At 35.7% G+C, this 21909-nt stretch carries 19 protein-coding genes; all 19 read left to right on the top strand.

Translation table 11 applies throughout. From position 1 onward, the window contains the following. Nucleotides 1-16: 16 nt before the first annotated feature. On the top strand, nt 17-853 hold the full coding sequence (locus G636_RS16580) for a LicD family protein (protein ID WP_035778328.1): 837 nt from the start codon (nt 17-19) through the stop codon (nt 851-853). Between the two features lie 13 nt (nt 854-866). Continuing rightward, complete coding sequence (locus tag G636_RS0100155; protein WP_026506357.1) at nt 867-1772, top strand: glycosyltransferase family 2 protein; 906 nt, start codon at nt 867-869, stop codon at nt 1770-1772. 69 nt (nt 1773-1841) lie between these two features. Then, a complete protein-coding gene (locus G636_RS0100150; protein WP_026506356.1) occupies nt 1842-3611 on the top strand; it encodes an NTP transferase domain-containing protein in 1770 nt (589 codons plus the stop codon). A gap of 29 nt (nt 3612-3640) precedes the next feature. Continuing rightward, the gene (locus G636_RS0100145; RefSeq protein WP_026506355.1) at nt 3641-4363 is read left to right on the top strand and encodes an NTP transferase domain-containing protein; all 723 of its coding nucleotides are present in this window, start codon (nt 3641-3643) and stop codon (nt 4361-4363) included. Next, complete coding sequence (locus G636_RS0100140; protein ID WP_035778325.1) at nt 4364-5908, top strand: BCCT family transporter; 1545 nt, start codon at nt 4364-4366, stop codon at nt 5906-5908. An 82-nt stretch (nt 5909-5990) separates the two neighbouring features. Beyond that, entirely contained in the window at nt 5991-6419 is a 429-nt protein-coding gene (locus G636_RS0100135) for an adenylyltransferase/cytidyltransferase family protein (protein WP_026506353.1), read from the top strand. Between the two features lie 37 nt (nt 6420-6456). Further along, entirely contained in the window at nt 6457-7446 is a 990-nt protein-coding gene (locus tag G636_RS0100130) for a glycosyltransferase (RefSeq protein ID WP_026506352.1), read from the top strand. Between the two features lie 52 nt (nt 7447-7498). Further along, nucleotides 7499-9028 (top strand): lipopolysaccharide biosynthesis protein, encoded by a 1530-nt coding sequence (locus tag G636_RS0100125; RefSeq protein WP_035778322.1) that lies wholly within the window; start codon nt 7499-7501, stop codon nt 9026-9028. A gap of 25 nt (nt 9029-9053) precedes the next feature. After that, nucleotides 9054-9908 (top strand): LicD family protein, encoded by an 855-nt coding sequence (locus tag G636_RS19110; RefSeq protein WP_051226338.1) that lies wholly within the window; start codon nt 9054-9056, stop codon nt 9906-9908. 17 nt (nt 9909-9925) lie between these two features. After that, nucleotides 9926-11155: a CDP-glycerol glycerophosphotransferase family protein gene (locus G636_RS0100115; protein ID WP_026506350.1), complete on the top strand. Its 1230-nt coding sequence runs from the start codon at nt 9926-9928 to the stop codon at nt 11153-11155. 21 nt (nt 11156-11176) lie between these two features. After that, nucleotides 11177-12787 (top strand): hypothetical protein, encoded by a 1611-nt coding sequence (locus G636_RS0100110; protein ID WP_026506349.1) that lies wholly within the window; start codon nt 11177-11179, stop codon nt 12785-12787. Between the two features lie 298 nt (nt 12788-13085). Beyond that, a complete protein-coding gene (locus G636_RS0100105) occupies nt 13086-14033 on the top strand; it encodes a glycosyltransferase family 2 protein (RefSeq protein ID WP_026506348.1) in 948 nt (315 codons plus the stop codon). An 8-nt stretch (nt 14034-14041) separates the two neighbouring features. Next, nucleotides 14042-15037, top strand: a complete 996-nt coding sequence (locus G636_RS0100100; protein WP_026506347.1) for a glycosyltransferase — start codon at nt 14042-14044, stop codon at nt 15035-15037. A 10-nt stretch (nt 15038-15047) separates the two neighbouring features. Next, the gene (locus G636_RS0100095; RefSeq protein ID WP_026506346.1) at nt 15048-16115 is read left to right on the top strand and encodes a glycosyltransferase; all 1068 of its coding nucleotides are present in this window, start codon (nt 15048-15050) and stop codon (nt 16113-16115) included. Nucleotides 16116-16337: 222 nt separating this feature from the next. Then, nucleotides 16338-17318: a glycosyltransferase family 2 protein gene (locus tag G636_RS0100090; protein ID WP_026506345.1), complete on the top strand. Its 981-nt coding sequence runs from the start codon at nt 16338-16340 to the stop codon at nt 17316-17318. 275 nt (nt 17319-17593) lie between these two features. After that, nucleotides 17594-18238 (top strand): acetyltransferase, encoded by a 645-nt coding sequence (locus tag G636_RS0100085; protein ID WP_026506344.1) that lies wholly within the window; start codon nt 17594-17596, stop codon nt 18236-18238. Between the two features lie 24 nt (nt 18239-18262). After that, nucleotides 18263-19318, top strand: coding sequence for an acyltransferase family protein (locus tag G636_RS21235; protein WP_026506343.1), 1056 nt, complete (start codon nt 18263-18265; stop codon nt 19316-19318). A gap of 35 nt (nt 19319-19353) precedes the next feature. Next, nucleotides 19354-20460, top strand: a complete 1107-nt coding sequence (locus G636_RS0100075) for a glycosyltransferase (protein WP_026506342.1) — start codon at nt 19354-19356, stop codon at nt 20458-20460. Then, nucleotides 20432-21907, top strand: a complete 1476-nt coding sequence (locus tag G636_RS16570) for a lipopolysaccharide biosynthesis protein (protein ID WP_051226337.1) — start codon at nt 20432-20434, stop codon at nt 21905-21907. The genes G636_RS0100075 and G636_RS16570 overlap by 29 nt, the downstream gene beginning before the upstream one ends. The last annotated feature ends 2 nt before the right edge of the window (nt 21908-21909 follow it).

The following is a 21909-nucleotide window of genomic DNA, read 5'->3' as shown; positions in this document are numbered from 1 at the left end:
TAGCAGGGTATTGATAATGGATGATGAATTATTGAGAAAAGTTCAGCTATGTATGCTGGATATATTGAAGGAATTTAAGAGAGTGTGCGATATTCTGGAACTGGATTATCATCTGGACTCCGGAACCTTGCTGGGTGCAGTCAGGCATAAGGGATTCATTCCCTGGGATGATGATGCGGACGTGGGAATGCTTAGAGAGAACTACGAGATTTTTATCAGTAAGGCTCCGGCTCTGCTTGATAAACGATTCTTTTTGCAGACCAGGGAGAGTGATATCAACTATGCACAGTCTTATGCCAAGCTCAGAATGAGAGATACGGTATATGTAGAAGAGATTACCAAGGATAGCGAATGCGAAAATGGCTTTTTTATAGACATTTTTCCATATGATATATTTCCTTCTAAGGCCTATCAGCGGATACTGCAATCGGTCCCTTATGAGCTGTCCAAGAAGATGATGCTTATGAAATGTGGTTACAAGCAGTGGATGAGACACACAGGCCCTGTGAGGTATATCAAGCACGCTCTTTTTATTCCAATAGAGATAATGGCAATGTTTTACAGCAGAGATTCGCTGATCAGACTCTATGACCGCGTAGCTCAAAGATATAATGGCAGTAGTTCTCAGGACAGGCTGGCATTTACAGATTCAGCTTATGGAAGCTGGATACTTCATTATGATGATATAAGAGAGACTACAGAACTGGAATTTGAGGGAGAGCTGTTTAAGTGCCCCAAGGGTTATGTAAGATATCTTACGGATGCTTATGGTGATTATATGCAGCTGCCTCCCTTGGAGGACAGAGTAAATCGTCATGGGATTGTAGAATGCAAGTTTCCCGGAGAAGATTGATAATGGTGGATAAATGGAAAGAACTCAAAAATTGGTATCAGTAATAATCACAACATATAAAAGACCTGTGGATGTTCTCATGAGAGGAGTCAGAAGTGTACTGGACCAGACATATGATAATCTGGAACTTATTATCATAAATGATCATCCCGATGAAGAATCAAGCTTAGAGATAAGCAGTGCTTTGTCAGCCCTGGGGGATGATCGTATCTGTTATTATGTTAATGAATCTAATAGCGGAGCGTGTTATTCCAGAAACAGAGGTATCCGCATGTCAAAGGGGGAATATATAGCCCTTCTTGATGATGATGATAGCTGGGAACCTGACAAGCTGGAACGCCACCTGCCTTTTTTTGATGATCCACAGGTGGCGATGGTATATGGCGGGATGAATTATTATTCCAACAATCGAGTGAGAAGATTCTACCCATATATTAAAGACGACGATATTTTTCCTGAGATTGTAGGCGGTAATGCCATCGGAGGATGTTCTGTTCCTGTGATCAGAAGGTCTATCCTGGATGAGGTGGGGATGTTTGATGAAGCTTTTCCTTCCTGCCAGGATCTGGACTTGTGGATCAGGATATGTAAAGATCACAAGGTAACCTCCATAAATGAATGTCTTACTAACTATTATTATTCCGATGAGGCTATCACCAGAAGCCTGAAACGGCAAATAGATGGTTTTGAGCTGATCATCAATAAATATAGAGATGTATTTGAGCAGAATCCCAGGCTGCTTGTATTGAGAAGAAAGACAGAGCTTGCCTTATGCATAGAAAAAGGCAGCGGGAGTGATATCAGGGAGTATTACAGCAAGTATATGGCAGATGGGGGATCGGTAACAGCTGCAGTGCCTGTGTTTGCCAAGGCAGCCTTTAAGAGAATGTTGGCAAAGATTGGTTTTTGGAAGCTATAAGCGGCTAATAAATTAGTGTCAGAAATAATTATGGTCTCATGTTCATCAAAAAGGAGTTATAATATGTTCATGAACATACATGAAGCAGATATTATCAAACAATTAAATGAGCATCCCTTTGTTAATCAGAGAATCCTGGCAGAGTCCACAGGGTATAGCCTGGGGACAGTGAATCATAGCATAAAGTCATTGGTATCTGACGGATATCTGGATAAGGACTACAGCCTCACTTCTAAAGCAAGGGAAACATTCAAAAACAGCAGACCCAGGAATGCTATTATTCTCGCGGCGGGATTTGGTATGAGAATGGTACCTATCAATATGACAACACCAAAAGCTATGCTGGAGGTCAATAATGAAAGACTGATCGAGAGAATGATAGGACAGCTGCATGAAAGCGGTATAGATGACATTACTGTGGTTGTCGGTTTTATGAAGGAGAGCTTTGAATATCTCATAGACAAATATAATGTCAAGCTTATAGTTAACCCTGAGTATAGCCGTAAAAATAATCTCTGTTCACTATTGCTGGCGGTTGATGACATATCTGATACATATATCATCCCTTCTGATATATGGTGTCGATATAACCCATTTAGTAAGCATGAGTTATATTCCTGGTATATGGTATCTGATAAAGAGGATCCTGAAAGTGAAGTCAGGGTAAACCGGAAAAGAGAACTTGTGAGAGTGGCTTTAGCAGAAAAAGGTAATAGCATGATAGGGATATCCTATCTGACCCGGAATGATGCGAAAGTTATACGTGAGAATATTATGGATGCTGCAAGCAGCGGACTACATGATAATGATTTTTGGGAGATAGCGCTCTATCAGTCTGACAGGATGATGATCCCTGCCAGGTTGGTAGCCGGCAGGGATGTGCTCGAGATCAATACGTATGAGCAGCTTAGAGAGGTAGATGAGAATTCAGACCAGCTTCAATCAGATGCTCTGGACCTTATCGCAAATGTTTTCCATACTGATCCCGGACAGGTAGTCGATATTTCGGTTTTGAAGAAAGGAATGACTAACAGATCTTTTCTGTTTACTGTAGGCTCAAAAAAATATATTATGCGTATACCCGGTGAGGGCACTGATATGCTCATAGATCGAAGGCATGAAGCAAGGGTGTTTGAAACCATTAGCGGCAGGGGACTCTGTGATGATCCTGTATATATCAATCCTGCAAACGGCTATAAGATCACAGCATACCTGGACGGAGTACGTGTATGTGATCCCGGGGATCTCTCTGACGTCAGGATATGCATGAAAAAGTTAAAAAAATTTCATGATATGAAACTTGTGGTTGATCACCGCTTTGATATCTTTGGACAAATAGATTTTTATGAAAATCTATGGGCGGGACGACCTTCTGTTTATGAGGATTATAAACAAACCAAAGAACATGTCTTAAAGCTCAAAGGTTTTATTGACAGTATGGATAAGGAGCTTTGTCTGACGCATATAGATGCGGTACCGGATAATTTTCTGTTTTATAAAACAGATGAAAAAGCTGAGGAAGAAGTACAGTTAACTGACTGGGAATACTCAGGTATGCAGGATCCTCATGTGGATATAGCGATGTTTGCTATCTATAGTCTGTATGATCGTGAGGAAGTAGACCGGCTTATAGATATGTATTTTGAAGATGGATGTGATCATATGACCAGACTCAAGATATATGCATACATATCAGCCTGTGGACTGTTATGGTCCAACTGGTGCGAATATAAGTCGGGTTTTGGTGTGGAGTTTGGAGAGTATTCACTCAGGCAGTACAGGTATGCCAAGGACTATTATCGTTACCTTGCAGATGAGCGGGTACCAGGACTCAAATAATGAGAGGCGACTAATAGTGGAGGACTGAAGTGGAAGAGAAACATCTTGTGAAAAGGGCTATTATCATGGCCGCGGGGGTGGGCTCGAGGATGCAGCCCTTGACGCTTAAAACTCCAAAACCATTGGTAAAAGTGAATGGTACGGCAATGATAGATACCGTGGTGGATGCACTGCAAGCCAATGGGATAAGGGAGATATATTTAGTAGTAGGATATCTTAAAGAACAGTTTGAGAGCTGGTCAAAGGATAAACCTTTTATACAGTTAATTGAGAATCCATATTATGACAGCTGCAATAATATAAGCTCGCTTTATGTGGCCCGTGAATATCTGGGCGATTGTATTATTTTAGATGGCGATCAGATAATATATAATCCCCAAATATTAAAACCTGAGTTTGTCAGGTCAGGCTACAATGCTATATGGACTGATTCTCATACCGATGAATGGCTGATGGAAGTGAAGGACGGTATAGTCAGATCCTGTTCCAGGACGGGAGGAAGTAATGGCTGGCAGCTCTACTCTGTATCCCGGTGGACTATGGAAGATGGCATGCGCCTTAGGAAACATCTGGAGATGGAATTTGAAGCCGGTAACAGAGATATATACTGGGATGACCTGGCTATGTTTTGTCATTTTGAGGATTATCAGCTGGGGATATATCCTATGCAGAAAGGCGATATGATAGAGGTTGATAGTCTGCAGGAACTGGCAGAGCTGGATAAAAGCTACGAGAAATGGGAGGAAGTATAAATGGGGGACAATAAGCATAAGATAGCTGATAGTAACAGAATAGACTGGATGATAACATTAGTGCCATTTGTTATTATAATGGCTTTGGCAGTATATTTATTTGTGTTTCCGCAAGAGGCTAATCTGGCCATATCCAAGGTACGTTTCTTTTTTGGGGATAGCCTTGGCAGCTATTACATACTGATTGGCCTGGGGTTCTTGGCAATCTCTATATTTTTATCCTTTTCAAAAATTGGAGATATTGTATTGGGAGATCCGGAAGAAAAACCGAAGTATAGTTTCTTTACCTGGGGATCCATGATGTTTACCTGTGGTCTGGCTGCGGATATTCTCTTTTACAGTTTTGCAGAGTGGGTAATGTATGCAACTAATCCACATGTTGCAGAGATGGGAGACAATATCATGGAATGGGCAGGTGTATTTCCCCTTTTTCATTGGAGCTTTATACCCTGGTCCTTTTACCTTGTACTGGCAGCTGCATTTGGTTTTATGATCCATTGCAGGAAGAGGGATAAACAAAGATACAGTGAAGCATGTCTTCCATTTATCGGCGAGAATAATGCTCATGGTTTCATGGGGCGTGTGATCGATCTTTTTGCACTCTTTGCACTACTGGCGGGTACTGCAACCACTTTTTCGGTTGCTACTCCGCTTATGGCTGAGATTATTGTTACATTATTTGGGGTATCCATATCAAGGACAGCAGTAACTATAATAATTCTGATCATTACCTGTCTGGTATATACATATGCGGTACTTCACGGATTTAAGGGTATCAGTTTTCTGGCAAAGCTTTGTATATACCTTTTCTTCGGATTACAGATAGCTTTTTTACTGCTAGGTGGTCAGGGACGCTTCATTATAGAAAACGGCGTGGAATCAATGGGTAAGATGATCCAGAATTTCATAGGCCTTAGTACATATATGGATCCGGCCAGGACTAATAACTTTCCGCAGGATTGGACAATTTATTACTGGGCATATTGGATGGTTTGGTGCATAGCAGCACCCTTCTTCATCGGTAATATATCCAGGGGACGTACTGTCAGGCAGACCATTATGGGAGGCTATGTCTTTGGCGTAGGATCCACTATCAGTTCATTTATAGTGTTGGGTAATCATAGCCTTGGCCTTCAGAGCATTGGAGCAGCAGACTATATAAGCCGTTATGAAGCAAGCGGAGATTTGTATGAACTGATCATGAGTATCGTTCGTACTATGCCTGCAGGCGATGTCTTCCTGATATGGATCATGCTCTGCATGATTGCCTTTTATGCTACCAGCTTTGATTCTATAGCTTACACTGCAGCTTGCTATAGCTATAAGAAGATAGAAGAGGATGAGAGACCACATACGGCAGTGATATTGCTTTGGTGCATCCTACTGATAATACTGCCTATAGCATTGGTATTCTCAGAAAGCTCTATGAATAATATTCAGTCAATCAGCATTATATCTGCCTTTCCTATCGGCATTATCATGATGATGATGGTGTATAGCTTTGTAATCGATGCCGGAAGGTATTTAAAGGAAAGAAAACAGTGAATGATAGCCGTATTTATGGTAGGATAAACAGGTGAGTGGATGGAGCTGGAATCCGTTGTTATAATACAGGCGAGCGAGAGATATGAAAAAATATAAAATAGGTTATACGCAAGGCGTATATGATATGTTTCATATAGGTCATTTGAATTTGCTTAATCAGGCAAAAGAGTACTGTGAATACCTGGTGGTGGGAGTTAACTCGGATCTGTTGGTTGAGGATTATAAGCACAAAACTCCGGTAATAAATGAACAGGAACGCTGTACTATCGTAGATAATATCAAAAGTGTAGATAAGACAATTATTGTAAATACACTCGATAAAGAAGAATTATATAAATCTATCGGATTTGATGCTGTTTTTATTGGAGATGACTGGAAAGGTTCTGAGAGATGGACGGCCACAGAAAAACAGCTTGAAAAATATGGTGTGGATGTTGTTTACCTGAAACATACTGAAGGAGTCAGTAGTACTATATTGCGAGTAGTAGAGGGGAAATCAATCAAAGAATAACTAAGCGTATAATATTCTGAAATGAGATAAAAATTAAATGGTCAATGAGCATAGAAATACAGAGTTAAGCATAATAGTGCCGGTTTATAATGTGGAAAAATATCTGGATGAGTGCGTTCGGAGTTTGCTGGATCAGGATTATGATTCCTATGAGATAGTCCTTGTAGATGACGGCTCAACTGACTCATCCGGAGAGATATGTGACAGATATGCAAAAGATCACGATATTGTATCTGTTGTCCATAAGAAAAATGGAGGATTGGGCAGTGCCAGGAATACAGGAATGAAGGCCTGCAATGGCAAATATATACTTTTTGTTGACAGTGATGATTATTTAAGCCGTGACTGTTTATCAAAGCTTATGAATAGGGCAGTAGATCAGCAGCTTGATATATTAGCTTTTGGTGCTCACAGTTTTGCTGATAAAGGGGGTGAGGTGCTCTATCAATATACCAGAGAAAAAATCCCGTTTTACCAGACGATGACTGGGGAAGAGGCTCTTAAAATAGAGCTTAAAAACAAAGAATATATGCCAAGTGTATGTATCAGACTTTTTAGCCGCGTTTTTCTTAATGGGATAGATCTCGTCTTCAATGAGATACATATTCATGAAGATGAAGATTTTACTTTTTTGGCATATCTACGAGCTAGTAGGGTTCAGACAATACCTGATGAGTATTATCAAAGACGATTTAGGTCAAACTCTATTATTACCAGTGAGAATTACAAAAAGTCCTATGACAGTTATTCGTATGTCGCTTCCAGACTACTGGATGAATCGGAAAAATTAGACAAGAGTAAAAAAAACCTATGCCTGTACTATCACGATGTACTAGTATTATCAATCATTAACCGCTATTGTATGCTGCCTAAGTCTGATAGGAGAAAAAACAGAAATCTTATAAGAGCATTCATTTCGGAGAAGAAAACTGCAACTATTCCCCAAAAAGCATCGCTTAAGATAGCATATAGATCTTTGAGCTTATATAACATACTATTACATGTTCGAAGTTTGCTTTTTCGTTAGGTCAATGATAATCTAGGATGATGTTATTTTTTTGAGATGGTGAGTGTTATCAATGAAAGATAGTAGTAGAAGTAAAAAAGCATTTATAAATATGATCGCAGGTTTTGCCAGCGAAGGAGTTACTCTGATATGCGGCCTTATTCTGCCTAGGATTATATTGACGACATTTGGATCAAACTATAATGGACTGACATCATCAATCAATCAGTTCATTTCTGTTATAGCATTAATGAAATCCGGAATTGGGGGGGTTACCAGAGCTTCTCTATATAAACCATTAGCAGAATGTGATACTTATGCTATCAGTGCAATTATTGGCCAGACCGAAAAGTTTATGCACAGGATAGCTCTTATTTTTGTGGGATTTGTTTTGGCATTTGCAGCTTTTTATCCCACTGTATTGAATCACGACTTTGATTTTATATTTTCCTTCTCGCTGATACTGATCATATCAATGTCAACATTCGCTCAGTATTATTTTGGTCTGTCTGCTCAGATGCTACTCACTGCTGATCAAAGGCAGTATATAACTACATTGTTTGATATCGCCAAAACTATTATCAGCACTATTATTTCAGTGATCATCATTAAACTTGGCTTTGGAATACATATTGTGAAGCTGGGAAGTTCGCTGGTATTTGTTTTGGGGCCGATCATCCTTAACATGTATACCAAGAGAAGATATTCAATCATTAAAGGTGCAAGCTCTTCAAAGGATCTGATCAAACAGCGCTGGGATGCGGTAGGCCATGAAGTGGCAAACTTTGTTAATGCTAATACAGACATAATGATCCTGACAGTATTTAGCTCTCTTGGATTGATATCTGTATATACAGTATATAATTATGTAATAGTGAATATAAGGAAGGTTTTATTAAACTTTGTCAGTGGATTTGGTGCTGCATTTGGTAATATGTATGCTCGCAAAGAGTATGATCAAATGAGGATCAACCTGGGCTTATATGAGCTTATAGTTTTTTCACTGACTTCAGTAATATACTCTGTTACTGCTGCGATGGTTACACCTTTTGCTCTCTTATATACTAAAGGTGTTAATGATGTAAACTATAGCCAGCCCCTCTTTGGTGTTATACTAACACTAGCCGGTGCATTTAGCTGCTTCAGACTGCCATATCAGACGATTACTACATCAATAGGACATTATAAGCAGACTAGAAATGGTGCATTTATAGAGGCGGGTATCAACATAGTTTTATCCATATGTTTTGTTATTAAATTTGGCCTTATAGGTGTTGCTATAGGTACCCTTGCATCAGCTATTTTCAGGACAGTTCAGTATTCAATATATCTCAGTCACAATGTTATCAAGAGAAGTATGAGTATATGTATTCTTCATATTGTGATCGCACTTTCTACTGGTTGTGCTGTGTATATGATTGCTCAGAACTATACTAGTAAGATAGATACTGCGTTTGAATGGATACTTGGTGCGATAGCTACAACTGCAATAGCTTTTGCAATTACAATTACTGTTGATCTAGTCGTATATAATAGCGAGAGCAGGCTGCTCATCAGTAAAATGGCTAATATGTTTAAAAATAAAAGATCAAAAATATTATAACGAATTATAAAAGAGGATTAACTAAATGGAAGCTATCAATAAAGAGGCCTATCTGCCAAAACTGCACAATGAGATATTGGAGATTATGGATGAAATCCATAATCTGTGCAAAGATAACGGGTTAAGATATTACCTCTGCGCAGGCTCGCTATTAGGTGCGATACGTCATAATGGATTTATTCCATGGGATGATGATCTGGATATCATGATGCCCAGAGAGGACTTTAACAGGTTTATCAATATTTGCTCTGACAAACTAGGTGATAGATTTAGCCTTGCCTGGATAACTACAGAAAAAAAGTATTCACGCGGCTTTGCAAAAGTCTGCAAAAAAGGCACTCTTTTTCAAGAGGACAACGGTCGGACGGTCAGTAAATGGGGAATATTCGTTGATATTTTCCCGATTGATCTCACTGATGGCTCAATTGATGAGATTGCACAGACCAAGGAAAGATACAGAAGAGTATTAGGCATCATAGAACAAAAGGATATTACAGATAGACTACCCTTTCCTAAAAACGTCATAATCAGTTTGATACCCAGAAAATTGCTATTTGCAATGCTTGATTGGATATCTGTTGGAAAATCTAAAACAGGTAGATATTATACTCGTTTTGCTTCCCAGTATCCAGGGGAAAGAGTGACTTATCCTGTAGAGACGTTTGGAGAGGGAGTGCTACATTCATTTGAAGACCGTAATTATATAATACCGACAGATTATGATTATCATTTGAAGACAACATATGGATCAAAGTATATGGAGTTACCTCCGGAAGAGAAGAGAAGGTGTCACTATCCCAGGAAAGTGATATTTTCAGACGGTCTTATCATGGAATTTGAGGCCCCAAAGAAGAGGGTCACTGCTAATGAAACTATATAGTAGCACCTGGATAATATATGAACATGATCAATAAAATAAGTAGAATACCGGGATTTGTAATTGCATATATAAGACTCTGCCTAGCATGGATTGTTGTACACTCAGTTTGTAGAAAGCTTCTGGATCAGGAGATTTGGCTAATAGGCGAAAAGAAAAATGAAGCTCGCGATAATGGCTATCATTTTATGAATTATATGATGAGGGAACACCCGGATGTTAGTGCCTATTATATTATTGTAAAGGGTTCTCCGGATGTATCAAGACTTCCCGGTGATAGAATAATATATTATATGTCCTTCAAGCATCTACTTTACTATGTGGCTGCAAAGTATTGTGTGGGAGGACAGCTGCACGCCAACAAACCCTATGCATCCTATTACAGACTCAGAAACAGATTTGTAAGGCATGATCAAAAGACAATATTTATAGGTCATGGAATTAAGAAGGATGATCTGGATAATCATTATGACTACAGAAAATCCGGATATTCATTAATGACAACAGGTGCAAGACCTGAATATGAACACTACAAGGCAAGATATTCTATTCCTGATGATAAGATAGCATTAACAGGCTTGTGCAGATATGACAAGCTGTATCGAACCATGAAGACATCATGCACCGAGAAGATAATACTGATAATGCCAACTTTTCGCAGCTGGCTTCGTACGTCTGATTCTATGAAGAAGAGGGCTAGTGCTGAAGAAGAACAAACATTTTTAAAGAGCGAATATTATAGTGCATTTATGTCTCTTTTAAATGATAAGCGCATGACGCAATGGGCCAGAGATAATGGATATAAGATTATTTTTTATTTGCATTTCTCATTTCAACCTTATGCGTATCTGTTTGAAGAAAATCTGGAAGCTGATATCAAAGACATTGTAATTGTTGCGAAAAGATCTGAGTACGATGTTCAGGATTTACTTATCAGATCAAGCTTTTTGATCACTGATTATTCAAGTGTGTTTTTTGATTTTGCTTATATGCATAAACCGGTTGTTTACTATCAGTTTGATGCTACTGAATTTAGGAAAAAGCATTATAAAGAAGGTTATTTTTCTTATAAAAGAGATGGCTTTGGACCGGTTTATGATAGATCTGAAGATGTAGTGGATTATTGCTTGGATCGAATGAATGATGGCAGCCATGTTGATACCAATTATGCTGCTAAGATTGACGGCTTTTTTCTTACTCCAGATGATAGGAATTGTCAAAGAGTATATGAAGCAATTAGGAATCTATAATTCATAGAAAAAGGATTATGTATGAAAAAAGAAATAAAATGTAACAATACATTATTTCAAAAATATAAAAATAACTTATTTGCTGTATCAGTGATATTATTTTTCGCGGTATATTTTTTGGCTGGTATTATGGCTTACAAAGATTATGGTATTTCTACGGATGAAGCGGTTCAGAGAAGACATTCACTGGTAACTTATAAATACATAAACGAGGTGATTTTTGACAGAAAAATAGATCAATTGTCGGAATATCCTTCTCTTGAAGAGTATAATTCTTATTATGGGGTGGCACTTCAACTTCCGTTGGTCTTAATTGAAGATTTATATAATTTTTCATTGCCAACTAGGACTGTCTATTTAATAAGACACTTGGCAACTTTTCTGATTTGTTACATTGGGTATGTTTTTTATTATTTTTCTCTAAAACAGTTATTTACACATAATAGAATTGTGCCAATCATAGGAACGGCTATGTTGATGTTATATCCGAGATTTTTTGCGATGCAATTTTTTGATATTAAAAATTTAGTATTCGCTGCGATTAACATGATTGTTGTCTTTTTTATGATTAATTCGATAGAGCATCCTAAGGCGATTAATCAAATCCTTTTAGGAGCGTCTATAGCTCTCGCGGTTAATACACGATTTATGGCAATTTCATTTTTGGCATTGATGATAGGTTATTATTTATTGACTGATATTACTGCCTTTATTTCAGAAAAGCGTAATGCACAGAGTATCCTTTCGTTTAATCTTGTATATAAATATGTTATTTTATCTTTGTCTTTTACGTTTTTTTGGTATTTAATAACACCAAAGGCATGGAAGAATCCGTTCGGAACGTTTTCAAAGACGTATGAGACATTTTCAAATTACGACATATGGGATAAAACTATGCTTTTTATGGGACGACTCATAACTTGCGATGAAATGCCATGGTATTATTTATTTGTTTGGTTTGGTATTAGCATCCCTATTTTATATATAGTTTTTTTTGTATTTGGCCATGTTCTATCAATTAAGGACTGGATTCAAAGTGGTCATTCATGGAGCGCACTTATTACTAAATATAAGTGGCATGTATGTTTTATTGCCTTGTTTTGGGGGAATGTACTTGCTGTTATCTTAATGCATTCCAGGATATATATTGGCTGGCATCACATGTACTATGTTTTTGTGTTTTTCTGTACTTTGACGTGTTTTGGAATCAATTATTTTTATGAAAAAAGGAATACTAGGCATATTGTTGTGGGGATATGCTTTGTTTATATACTTATTCAAGCTGCTTGGATAATGAGTAATCATCCTCATGAAGGAGCATATCTGAATATTATTGGGCGCCCTGTGGGAGATCAGTTTGACCGCGAGGAGTGGCGAACAACGAGTTATGAAGCAATAAACTGGATTCTTAAGCGTGAAGACGGTCAGTTCTCCCTAAAAGGGGGATCAAGGACAATTGATCTTTTAACAGATGATGATAAGAAACGAATAATACCCGAAGAGACACCAAAGTATATAATATGTGATTATCGAAACATAAAAGGAAATGATATTGAATATCAGGGATATGAAGAACAGTACACTGTTTGGGTTGATGGCTATAAAATATGTTCTGTTTTTCAAAAAAAATAGAATATTAGTTAGAATATTGGTTAAAGAAATGTCTAGTTGTGGTATTTGTTGTAGATGATAAATCAACGAATATATATCAGCAATAATTTGCGAATTTATAACTATTGCTACAGTACAAAAATGGGAAATAATATATTGGGGGAATATTGAAATTCAAGAATCGCTGATGATTTCCACAATGTTGTATATCTTATGAAGATGAGAAAATACAAAGCATGAAATAAAGCGTATCAAGATAATTAGATATCAATTACAGGAAAGGGGAATGACCAATAGTATAATTGGTTATTAAGTTGTTATGGGAAGAAAAATATCTGTATTAGTTCCTGCCTATAATGAGGCAGAATCATTAGGAGAGTTATATAAGCAAGTCCGTTCTGGGCTTCAAATGTGCTTTGATGCGCAGCAGGCTTCAGAATATGAAATCTGGTTTGTTAATGATGGAAGTAAAGATAATACTGAAAGTGTGATAAAAGGGCTTATAGCAGAGGATTCAAAAGTTCATCTTATTTCCTTTAGAAAAAACTTTGGTAAATCTCCGGCTTTAAATGCTGGTTTTCACCATGTGACAGGGGACCTTGTATTTACACTTGATGCTGATCTGCAGGATGATCCAAAGGAATTTACTAGGTTTATACAGAAAATAGACGAGGGATATGATCTGGTAGTCGGATGGAAGTTCAATAGATTGGACCCGGCTGAGAAAAGATTACCATCCAAATTGTTCAACAAGGTTACTTCTTCTTTATCAGGAGTAAAACTTCATGATCATGATTGTGGATTTAAATGCTTTAGGCGCGAGGTTGTTGAAAGCCTGGATTTGTATGGAGAACTTCATAGATATATTCCTGTTCTTGCCTATAGGAACGGTTTTAGAATCACAGAAATAACTGTAGAACATCATAAGAGGCAACACGGGGCGTCTAAATATGGTGTGGAAAGATATATGAGGGGGGCGTTTGATTCACTTACAACCAATTTCCTCTTGAAGTATAGTGATCGTCCGATGTATTTATTTGGCAGGATAGGTGTCTATTCAGCTTTGCTAGGATTCATTATTTGCTTTTATCTTACAACACAATGGTTTAGAGGAATAGGCATAGGTGGAAGGCCTTTGTTATTGTTGGGAGTTTTGCTGCTTGTTGTAGGTGTCCAGTTTATAGCAATGGGATTTATTGGAAACTTGATTGTCGATATCAGTAGTCGTCAAAAATATTCAGAGAGTCATATTAAGGAGATAATCTAATTAACATAATGGAAGGAAAACTAGAAAAGTACATCAAAGGGAAAAATGTTTTATTTATTACTACACATAGAATTGACTATATAAGGAATACTCAAGAGATAAAACTGATTGAACAACATGCTAAATCGATTAAACTTCTTTATGGAAAGCATAATAATCATATATTGAGCTCGATTAAAATTTTTATAGCTTTATTATTATCATCCATCAGGGAGTACGATGTTATTTTTGTTTCGTATATGAGTCAACTTATAATTCCAGTACTATCCTGGAAATTGTCTCGAAAGACAATTGTTGTTGATTTTTTTATCTCATTATACGATTCATTGGTTTATGATCGGCAAGTATTCAAAAAAGATAGCATAGGAGCTAGGATATGCCATACATTAGATTCATTAACTTTGAAAGATGCAAAGCTGATAATTGCTGATACTAATTCTGATGCTATGTGGTTTACTGAAGAATTTGACATATGCGATAAGGAGTTAGAGGTCTTATACCTAGAAGCTGATAAGAATATTTATTTTCCAAAGAGTATAGAAAAATACCAACAGTGGAATAACAAATTATTGGTTTTGTATTTTGGTACCATTATTCCTCTGCAGGGGGTTGATACAGTATTAGATGTTATTGACTTATTAGGAGATGCAGATAATATACATTTTCTTATGATTGGACCGATAGGATCAAAATATAAAAAGCCCCATACTCACAATGTCACATACATAGATTGGCTGAGCCAAGAAGAATTGGCAGATTATATTGCTATGGCAGATTTATGTTTGGCTGGTCATTTTAATGATAATATACAAAAAGCAAATAGAACTATTCCAGGTAAGGCATATATATATGAAGCGATGAATAAAACGATGGTTTTAGGTGATAGTAAAGCCAATCATGAATTATTTCAGGAAGATAATCGTCATCGTTTTGTGAAAATGGGTGATGCTGCTGCTTTAGCCAAGCTTATAAGTGATATTGCCGCCAATGTTTGCAAAGTGTAGGGATTATGCCATGAACAGTAATGAACCTTTGATAAGCTGCATTGTTACAATATACAATGTTGCGCCGTATATTGAACGATGTATTAAAAGCTTTCTATTTCAGGATTACAAAAATATAGAGTTGATATTGATTAATGATGGCTCTACAGATGGAAGTGAAGAAATCTGCCAAAAATATGCTCTTGAGGACAATCGGATAAAACTAGTCAATCAAAATAATCAAGGAGCAAATAGAGCAAGAAATAAGGGGATTGATTTATCGTCAGGCGAATGGATATATATAGCTGACGGAGATGATTATGTAACGGCAGATGTTTTTTCCTCGTTGGTGCAATATTTGAATATGGACTATGAGATTATTATTTTCAATTATGAACGCATCGAAAATGGGAAAAGGATAATTGGATCCAAAAAGCAAAGTGATACTATTATTGAATTGAATACCGATAAAGATTTTGAACAATTGCGCCTTTCGACAATGGATCGTCTCGGGAGGTATGAATATAATTATAAAATATTTGATTCTGTTACGGCGTGTAATAAGCTTTATAGAAGTAATATGATAATCAGCAACAATTTACGTTTTGTTCCTGATTTTCCAAAACTTCAGGATTTGACTTTTAATCTTATGGTATATGATGTTGCTCAAAAGGCGATATTTATTAATCATATTGGATATGTATATTGTCTTAATGAAAACTCCGTCACAAAACGATATCAGTCAGACTTTCCGGACAAGATGAGAGTGATGCTTGACTGGTTTGAAAAATATCTGAAAAAACATAATACAGAATCAATGAAAAATGCGTATTTTGGTAGAGTGGTGACAATTTTTAGAACGGCCATTGTTCTGTATTTTTGCAATATTAGGAATACTGATTCTTATACGTCTAGAAAAGTTATATTCAATGATTTCTACAATGATTATTTATTGCCTGTCAATATGAATGGATTCAAGGTTGGATATTTGCCTATTCAAGAGAGATTACTTTCTTTCTTGATTTTGAAAAGACAATTTTGGGCATGCGAATTACTTAACAGAATCCGTAATACATATTTGAATAGGATACGAAAATGAGTTTTAGTATTGATCGTTTTTTAGATGAAAATAAACTATATCATTTGTATTGGTGTTAGCGATTTGTTGAAAATGGGAATGAATAGTATATCTTATTAGTCATTCTTCTGATGATGAATATCCATGTGTTGACATCAAGATATTATTCAATCGGATAGTCACAAATCTAAATATATGTCTATTGTTTTGATGCATAGGGAAAAAGCTTTACGAGGAAATGAAATGGGTGAGATAGAATCGACACAAATAATGATTACTATTATAGTACCTCATTTTAACAGTTTTGATAAATTGATGAGGCTTATTAAGTCTATTCCAGCTGATACAGAATCTTTTGTAGAGGTAATCGTAGTTGATGATAAATCAGATAATGTCACCTCGATGCAATATGATCAAATAGAGAGAGCCTTAGCAGAAATTAATGGTATTTTATTACGCAATTCTTCTAATTGCAAAGGAGCGGGCGTATGTCGCAATATTGCGTTGGAAAATGCTAGAGGTAAATTTCTTTTATTTGCTGATGCGGATGATTTTTTTATTGATGGTTTTACTGGTTATATTAAAAAATATATCAAATCAGATAATGATATTATTTTTTTTCCTCCAACATCGGTATACGAGGGAACAAATACCCAAGCAATAAGACATTTGCATCATGAAAAACTTTGTAAGGATTATATAAAGAATGGTGATTCCTCAAGTGAAATAAAACTCCGATATAAGTGGGATTCGCCGTGGTCAAAAATGATTCAAACCAGAATTGTTAAGGATAATAATATTAGATTTGATGAGACAATTGTTGCCAATGATGTAATGTTTTCTATGAAAACATCTTATTATGCAAAAACAGTTGCTGTCGCTGAGGATATCATTTATTGTATTACAGCTACTAAAGATACATTAACAACAAAGAAAAGTAAAGAATGGTTAGAAGTAAGGGTAGGTGTATTTATAGATCGGTATAACTTTTTAAAGACTAGATTATCCCCAAAGGAGTTTTCTTACCTGGCTTTTAATGGTAAGTATTATTTGTTCAAATCAATTGAGTTGGGATTCGGGTTATCAGAGGCTATTAAGATTAATTCAATGTTACGAAGAGGTGGTGTTGACCCTTGGAATATAAAATACATATTTAGAGACGTGCATGAATTAGTAAAGCACCTAAGAAGAACTATCATGAATAGGATTTTTATCGAAAAATAGTTTGTAATTAACTGGTTTATTCTGGATTCTCATAAACAAGACGAGGCATGGCAGTTGCAATTCTTACTCTAACTGACACAAAGTAGGTATTAACCATGCTTACGCGAAACAATGTTAGATGTTTTGTTTTTTATGCTTTTGATCTCTGGTTTTTATTTCATTATATTTTTATGGATATAGAATGCAGAATAGAAACAAAATGAAAATAAAATATACATACTTATTTTGGGGTTATTGAAATCTATATAATCCGCCAAAAAGAATAGGGGATAATAATGAATAAACGTAAAATTCTTTTGATTGGAAATGGTGGACACTGTAAATCTGTTATTGATTCAGTGATTTCATCTGGCTCCTATGATGAAGTTGCCATTGTGGATAAAGATGATAGCAGCATACAGGTAAACTCGATCAAAGTTTATTGCGATGCAGATCTTCCCAGGTTATATACAGAAGGCTGGAGTGAAGCATTTATTACTGTTGGAAGCATTGGTGATACACATATCAGAGAAAGACTTTACGAACATATAATTCAAATTGGTTTTAGGATACCTTCAATTATAGATCCTACTGCAATTGTGGCCAAGGATACCCAAATACATGATGGTGTTTTTGTGGGGAAAAATGCTGTCATTAATGCAGGAACTGTGATTAATGAATGCGCTATAATAAATAGCGGCGCGATAATTGAACATGATTGTTATATTGGGGAATTTGCTCATATTAGCCCCGGTGCAATTCTTTGTGGAGGAGTTAAAGTAGGCAAGAAAAGTCACATTGGTGCTGGTACGGTTGTTAAGCAACAATTGACAATTGGAAATACAACACTTGTTGGTGTTGGAAGTGTTATAGTATCGGACATTCCTGATAATGTTGTAGCATATGGAAACCCGTGTAGAATAATTAAGGAAAATGGTTGATTTAAAGGCGGTCAAAAGACAAAAATGCAAATCAAACATGAAAAAAACTATAACATAGAATTACTAAGAATCATTTCTATGTTGATGATACTTTTTTTACATTATCTTAATCAAGGAAAAGTGCTTGAATTAACTGATAAGACTAGTATGTCATTTTATTTGATATGGATTATAGAGGCTTTCTGTCATGTTTCTGTTAATCTATATATGTTTATAAGCGGTTATTACCTTGGCGTAAAAGAATATTCGTGGAGAAGATTCATATCGTTTTATACAACTATCTTTTTTTATTCTGCATGTATATCTGTTTTCTGTTTTTTAACAAACATCTCTGAGCTTAATTTTGAAAATATTATTAAGGTCTTTCCAATTATAGGGAGCAAAAGCAATTGGTATGTGACCTGCTATGCTGCTATACTGCTCGTGAGCCCTTTATTAAATATAATTATCAGATCAATAAGACAAGATGTTTTTAAGCGAATTCTTATTATTCAATTTATTCTCTTTAGTGTATATCCAACAATTGGCTATTGCTCGGATCCGTTTATTGTGAAAAAAGGGTATTCCATTCTTTGGTTTTCTTTTGTGTATTTATTGGCTGGTTATATTCGAAAATATAGTGTCTGCTTGTCTTGTAGATACTCAGTATTTATGATGGTATCAATTGGAATTTTACCGATATGTAAGTTTTGGCTTCCAGCTGTAGAAAAATCAATGTATGCATATAATTCGATTCCTGTATTTATTGCATCATATGCAATATTTGTTATGGTTGTGAATAATAAAAGAACTGCTTTTTCTACTATTACTCCATGGGTTACGTTTTTGGGGAAAACATCATTTGGAGTTTTCTTTATTCATAGTTTTGTTTTGATCAGGGATAAACTTTGGATATTCATGGGAAGTACCAAATATATTAATTCATTATATCAAGTTGTTCACGGATTATTCTGTATTGTTTTTATTTATATCATATGTAGTATAATAGATGGTTTTCGACTTATGCTATTTGATAAACTGGGGGTAAACAAAACAGTTAATCAATTATCAAAATATCTAGATAAGGCGTTTCAGCTATAGATCTTATGTCGCTAAGGATTTAAAGAGGAGCTTTAATGAGAATACTGGTTGTTGGGAATGCTGATTCGATATGGGTGAAGACTCTTATTGAACACACCATGATTCCTTTTAATGATAGAATTGCCATTGTTTCAATTAGAAATAAGGTGTTTAAAGAATATTATAGTGAAAAAGGTATAAGTGTTTTTTCTCCTAAGACAAAAAATAGAAAATTAGCAAAAATTCTTTCGGTCTTTATTTTTATGAGTAGGATAGTTAATGACTATGAGCTTATTACTTTCCAGTTTTTGTCAGATTTGAACTTATGTTTATTGCCGATTGCGAAGATGGCTGGTAAAAGAACTGTTTTGGTGGCGTGGGGAAGTGATGTACTAAGGAAAAATCGATTTGGACTGGCCTATCATCTGGCATTTAAAATGACAGATAAGATTGCTCTGAATGGTAATAGGCTTAATGATAAATTTGTAAAGATGACCGGAAGTAAATATATAAATAAAAGCTCAATCGTTAAGTTTGGTTCACCTTCTTTTGAACGTTTTAAGGAGTATGAATTTTCAGAAAAAGATATCAGAAAAAAATTGAATATAGGATTGGAAAAAGTAATTATCTCGATTGGACAAAATTCAAACCCGTTACAACAACACCTTAAGGTTATTGATAGTATAAAAGCCTTGGATGAACAACACAGGAGAAACATCCATATACTCTTAAAAATGACATATGGGACTGGCGGAGATGAATACATAAATACTGTTTATAAAGAGGCTTTATCTACAGGCTGTTCTGTAATGTGCTTCCGTGAATTTTTGACTGTTGATGAATTGATAGATATTACATCTATTACAGATATATTTATTCAAGCTCAGCCAACAGATGTGTTGTCATCAACCATGTGCGAACATCTTTATTGTGGAAGTCTTGTTATTAATCCTGAATGGTTATCTTATCCTGAACTTGAAGAGGATATATTCTATTTGCAATATAAGGACTTTGATTCATTGACATGTATTCTTAAGGATAATCTCTTTTTGAAGAGCAAGAGTAAGTATGTTAATGAGACAAAACAAAATCGTGATAGAATAAGTAGGTTTCTCTCATGGGATTATTATATTGATGATTGGAGAAAAATCTATAAAAACTGATGGTGCTTATATGAAACGAGAGTCATTTTTTAAAGGATTATTTACTGTTGGAGTGGGTACATTTTTGAATCTTTTAGTGGGCTTACTGACCACTCCAATTATTACGAGATTAGTGGATCCGACTGAATATGGACAGTTTTCGATATTTACGCTATATACAAATCTGGCAATGATTTTTATGTGTTTAGGCTTGGATCAGGGATTGGTAAGATTTTATTATCGATCAGAGGATATAGCTTATAAACGAAAGCTTATCAAAGAGGTACTTATACTACCAGCTCTTGTTTCGCTTGTTGTATTATGTATATATCTTTCGGGAGCGGTGACAGAAATTATTCCTATAGAATTTGATCTGACTGTAACAACGTTATTGGCTATTCATATAATGATAAATGTTATTTATCGTTTTTGCAGTCTGACTGTTAGATTGAATCATAATAATACATTGTATGCAATACTTAATGTGACTCAGAAGTTATCATATGTACTGTTGGCTATTGTTTTGTTGAAAATACGAATAATGTCAGATATACATTCGCTTGTTATTTCGCTTGTTGTCTCCTTTGCAGTATGCCTTGTCTTGGCTTTATTGTCTCAATGGAAGTGTTTTTATGGTAAAACTTCACCTGTTGATGTTGATGAAATAAAACTGTTAGTTAAGTACAGTTTTCCTTTTATTTTATCCACGGGAATTGCAACTTTATTTCAGAGCTTGGATAAACTTTCACTTAAGCATTTCTGTAGTTATAGAGAAGTTGGTATTTATTCTTCTGCTATGATGTTTATATCGTTATTTAGTGTTGTGCAGTCATCCTTTAATACTGTATGGGCGCCAAAGTCTATTGAGCATTATACGCAAAATCCAGAAGATAAGGAATTCTATAAGAGAGCTTTTGAAGCAGTGACATTAGTAATGTTTATACTCGGCATCACGCTTGTATTATTTAAGGATGTGTTTGTTTTTGTTTTGGGGGCGAAGTATAGAGATGCAGCATATATAATGCCCTTTTTGATTTTCGAGCCTATTATGTATACAATCTCAGAAACTACTGTTGGGGGTATAAATTTTACTCAAAGAAGTTCGTTACATATAATCGTTGCATTGATTGCATGCATTGTTAACTTTATTGGTAATACAATACTGGTTCCGTTGATTGGTGGAAAAGGAGCAGCAATTTCGACCGGAATATCGTATATTGTGTTTTTGGCATTAAGAACTTATTTTGGGGAAAAGAGCTTTTATATTGGATTTAATATTAAAAAACTAATTCTTGTTACTCTTGTGTCCATAGTATTTGCAGGATATAACACTTTTCTTGATTTTGATATTTTTAGTATAATATTGGCAATGCTATGTTACATATTGGTGATTTTTGAATACAGAGGATCATTAAGATGGATCATTCACAAAATAGCGCCTGCGCTATTAAAGAGAATAAATAAGTAAGG

Origin of the sequence: Butyrivibrio sp. MC2013 (genome assembly GCF_000424585.1) — a bacterium.
Lineage (GTDB): Bacteria > Bacillota > Clostridia > Lachnospirales > Lachnospiraceae > Butyrivibrio.
This window is presented reverse-complemented; position numbering and strand designations above follow the sequence as displayed.

Excerpts from the sequence above, each read along its gene's own strand:
- G636_RS16580 (WP_035778328.1), top strand. The coding sequence starts at position 17 with ATGGATGATGAATTATTGAGAAAAGTTCAGCTATGTATGCTGGATATA.
- G636_RS0100155 (WP_026506357.1), top strand. The coding sequence starts at position 867 with ATGGAAAGAACTCAAAAATTGGTATCAGTAATAATCACAACATATAAA.
- G636_RS0100150 (WP_026506356.1), top strand. The coding sequence starts at position 1,842 with ATGAACATACATGAAGCAGATATTATCAAACAATTAAATGAGCATCCC.
- G636_RS0100140 (WP_035778325.1), top strand. The coding sequence starts at position 4,364 with ATGGGGGACAATAAGCATAAGATAGCTGATAGTAACAGAATAGACTGG.
- G636_RS0100135 (WP_026506353.1), top strand. The coding sequence starts at position 5,991 with ATGAAAAAATATAAAATAGGTTATACGCAAGGCGTATATGATATGTTT.
- G636_RS0100130 (WP_026506352.1), top strand. The coding sequence starts at position 6,457 with ATGGTCAATGAGCATAGAAATACAGAGTTAAGCATAATAGTGCCGGTT.
- G636_RS0100125 (WP_035778322.1), top strand. The coding sequence starts at position 7,499 with ATGAAAGATAGTAGTAGAAGTAAAAAAGCATTTATAAATATGATCGCA.
- G636_RS19110 (WP_051226338.1), top strand. The coding sequence starts at position 9,054 with ATGGAAGCTATCAATAAAGAGGCCTATCTGCCAAAACTGCACAATGAG.
- G636_RS0100115 (WP_026506350.1), top strand. The coding sequence starts at position 9,926 with ATGAACATGATCAATAAAATAAGTAGAATACCGGGATTTGTAATTGCA.
- G636_RS0100110 (WP_026506349.1), top strand. The coding sequence starts at position 11,177 with ATGAAAAAAGAAATAAAATGTAACAATACATTATTTCAAAAATATAAA.
- G636_RS0100105 (WP_026506348.1), top strand. The coding sequence starts at position 13,086 with ATGGGAAGAAAAATATCTGTATTAGTTCCTGCCTATAATGAGGCAGAA.
- G636_RS0100100 (WP_026506347.1), top strand. The coding sequence starts at position 14,042 with ATGGAAGGAAAACTAGAAAAGTACATCAAAGGGAAAAATGTTTTATTT.
- G636_RS0100095 (WP_026506346.1), top strand. The coding sequence starts at position 15,048 with ATGAACAGTAATGAACCTTTGATAAGCTGCATTGTTACAATATACAAT.
- G636_RS0100090 (WP_026506345.1), top strand. The coding sequence starts at position 16,338 with ATGGGTGAGATAGAATCGACACAAATAATGATTACTATTATAGTACCT.
- G636_RS0100085 (WP_026506344.1), top strand. The coding sequence starts at position 17,594 with ATGAATAAACGTAAAATTCTTTTGATTGGAAATGGTGGACACTGTAAA.
- G636_RS21235 (WP_026506343.1), top strand. The coding sequence starts at position 18,263 with ATGCAAATCAAACATGAAAAAAACTATAACATAGAATTACTAAGAATC.
- G636_RS0100075 (WP_026506342.1), top strand. The coding sequence starts at position 19,354 with ATGAGAATACTGGTTGTTGGGAATGCTGATTCGATATGGGTGAAGACT.
- G636_RS16570 (WP_051226337.1), top strand. The coding sequence starts at position 20,432 with ATGATTGGAGAAAAATCTATAAAAACTGATGGTGCTTATATGAAACGA.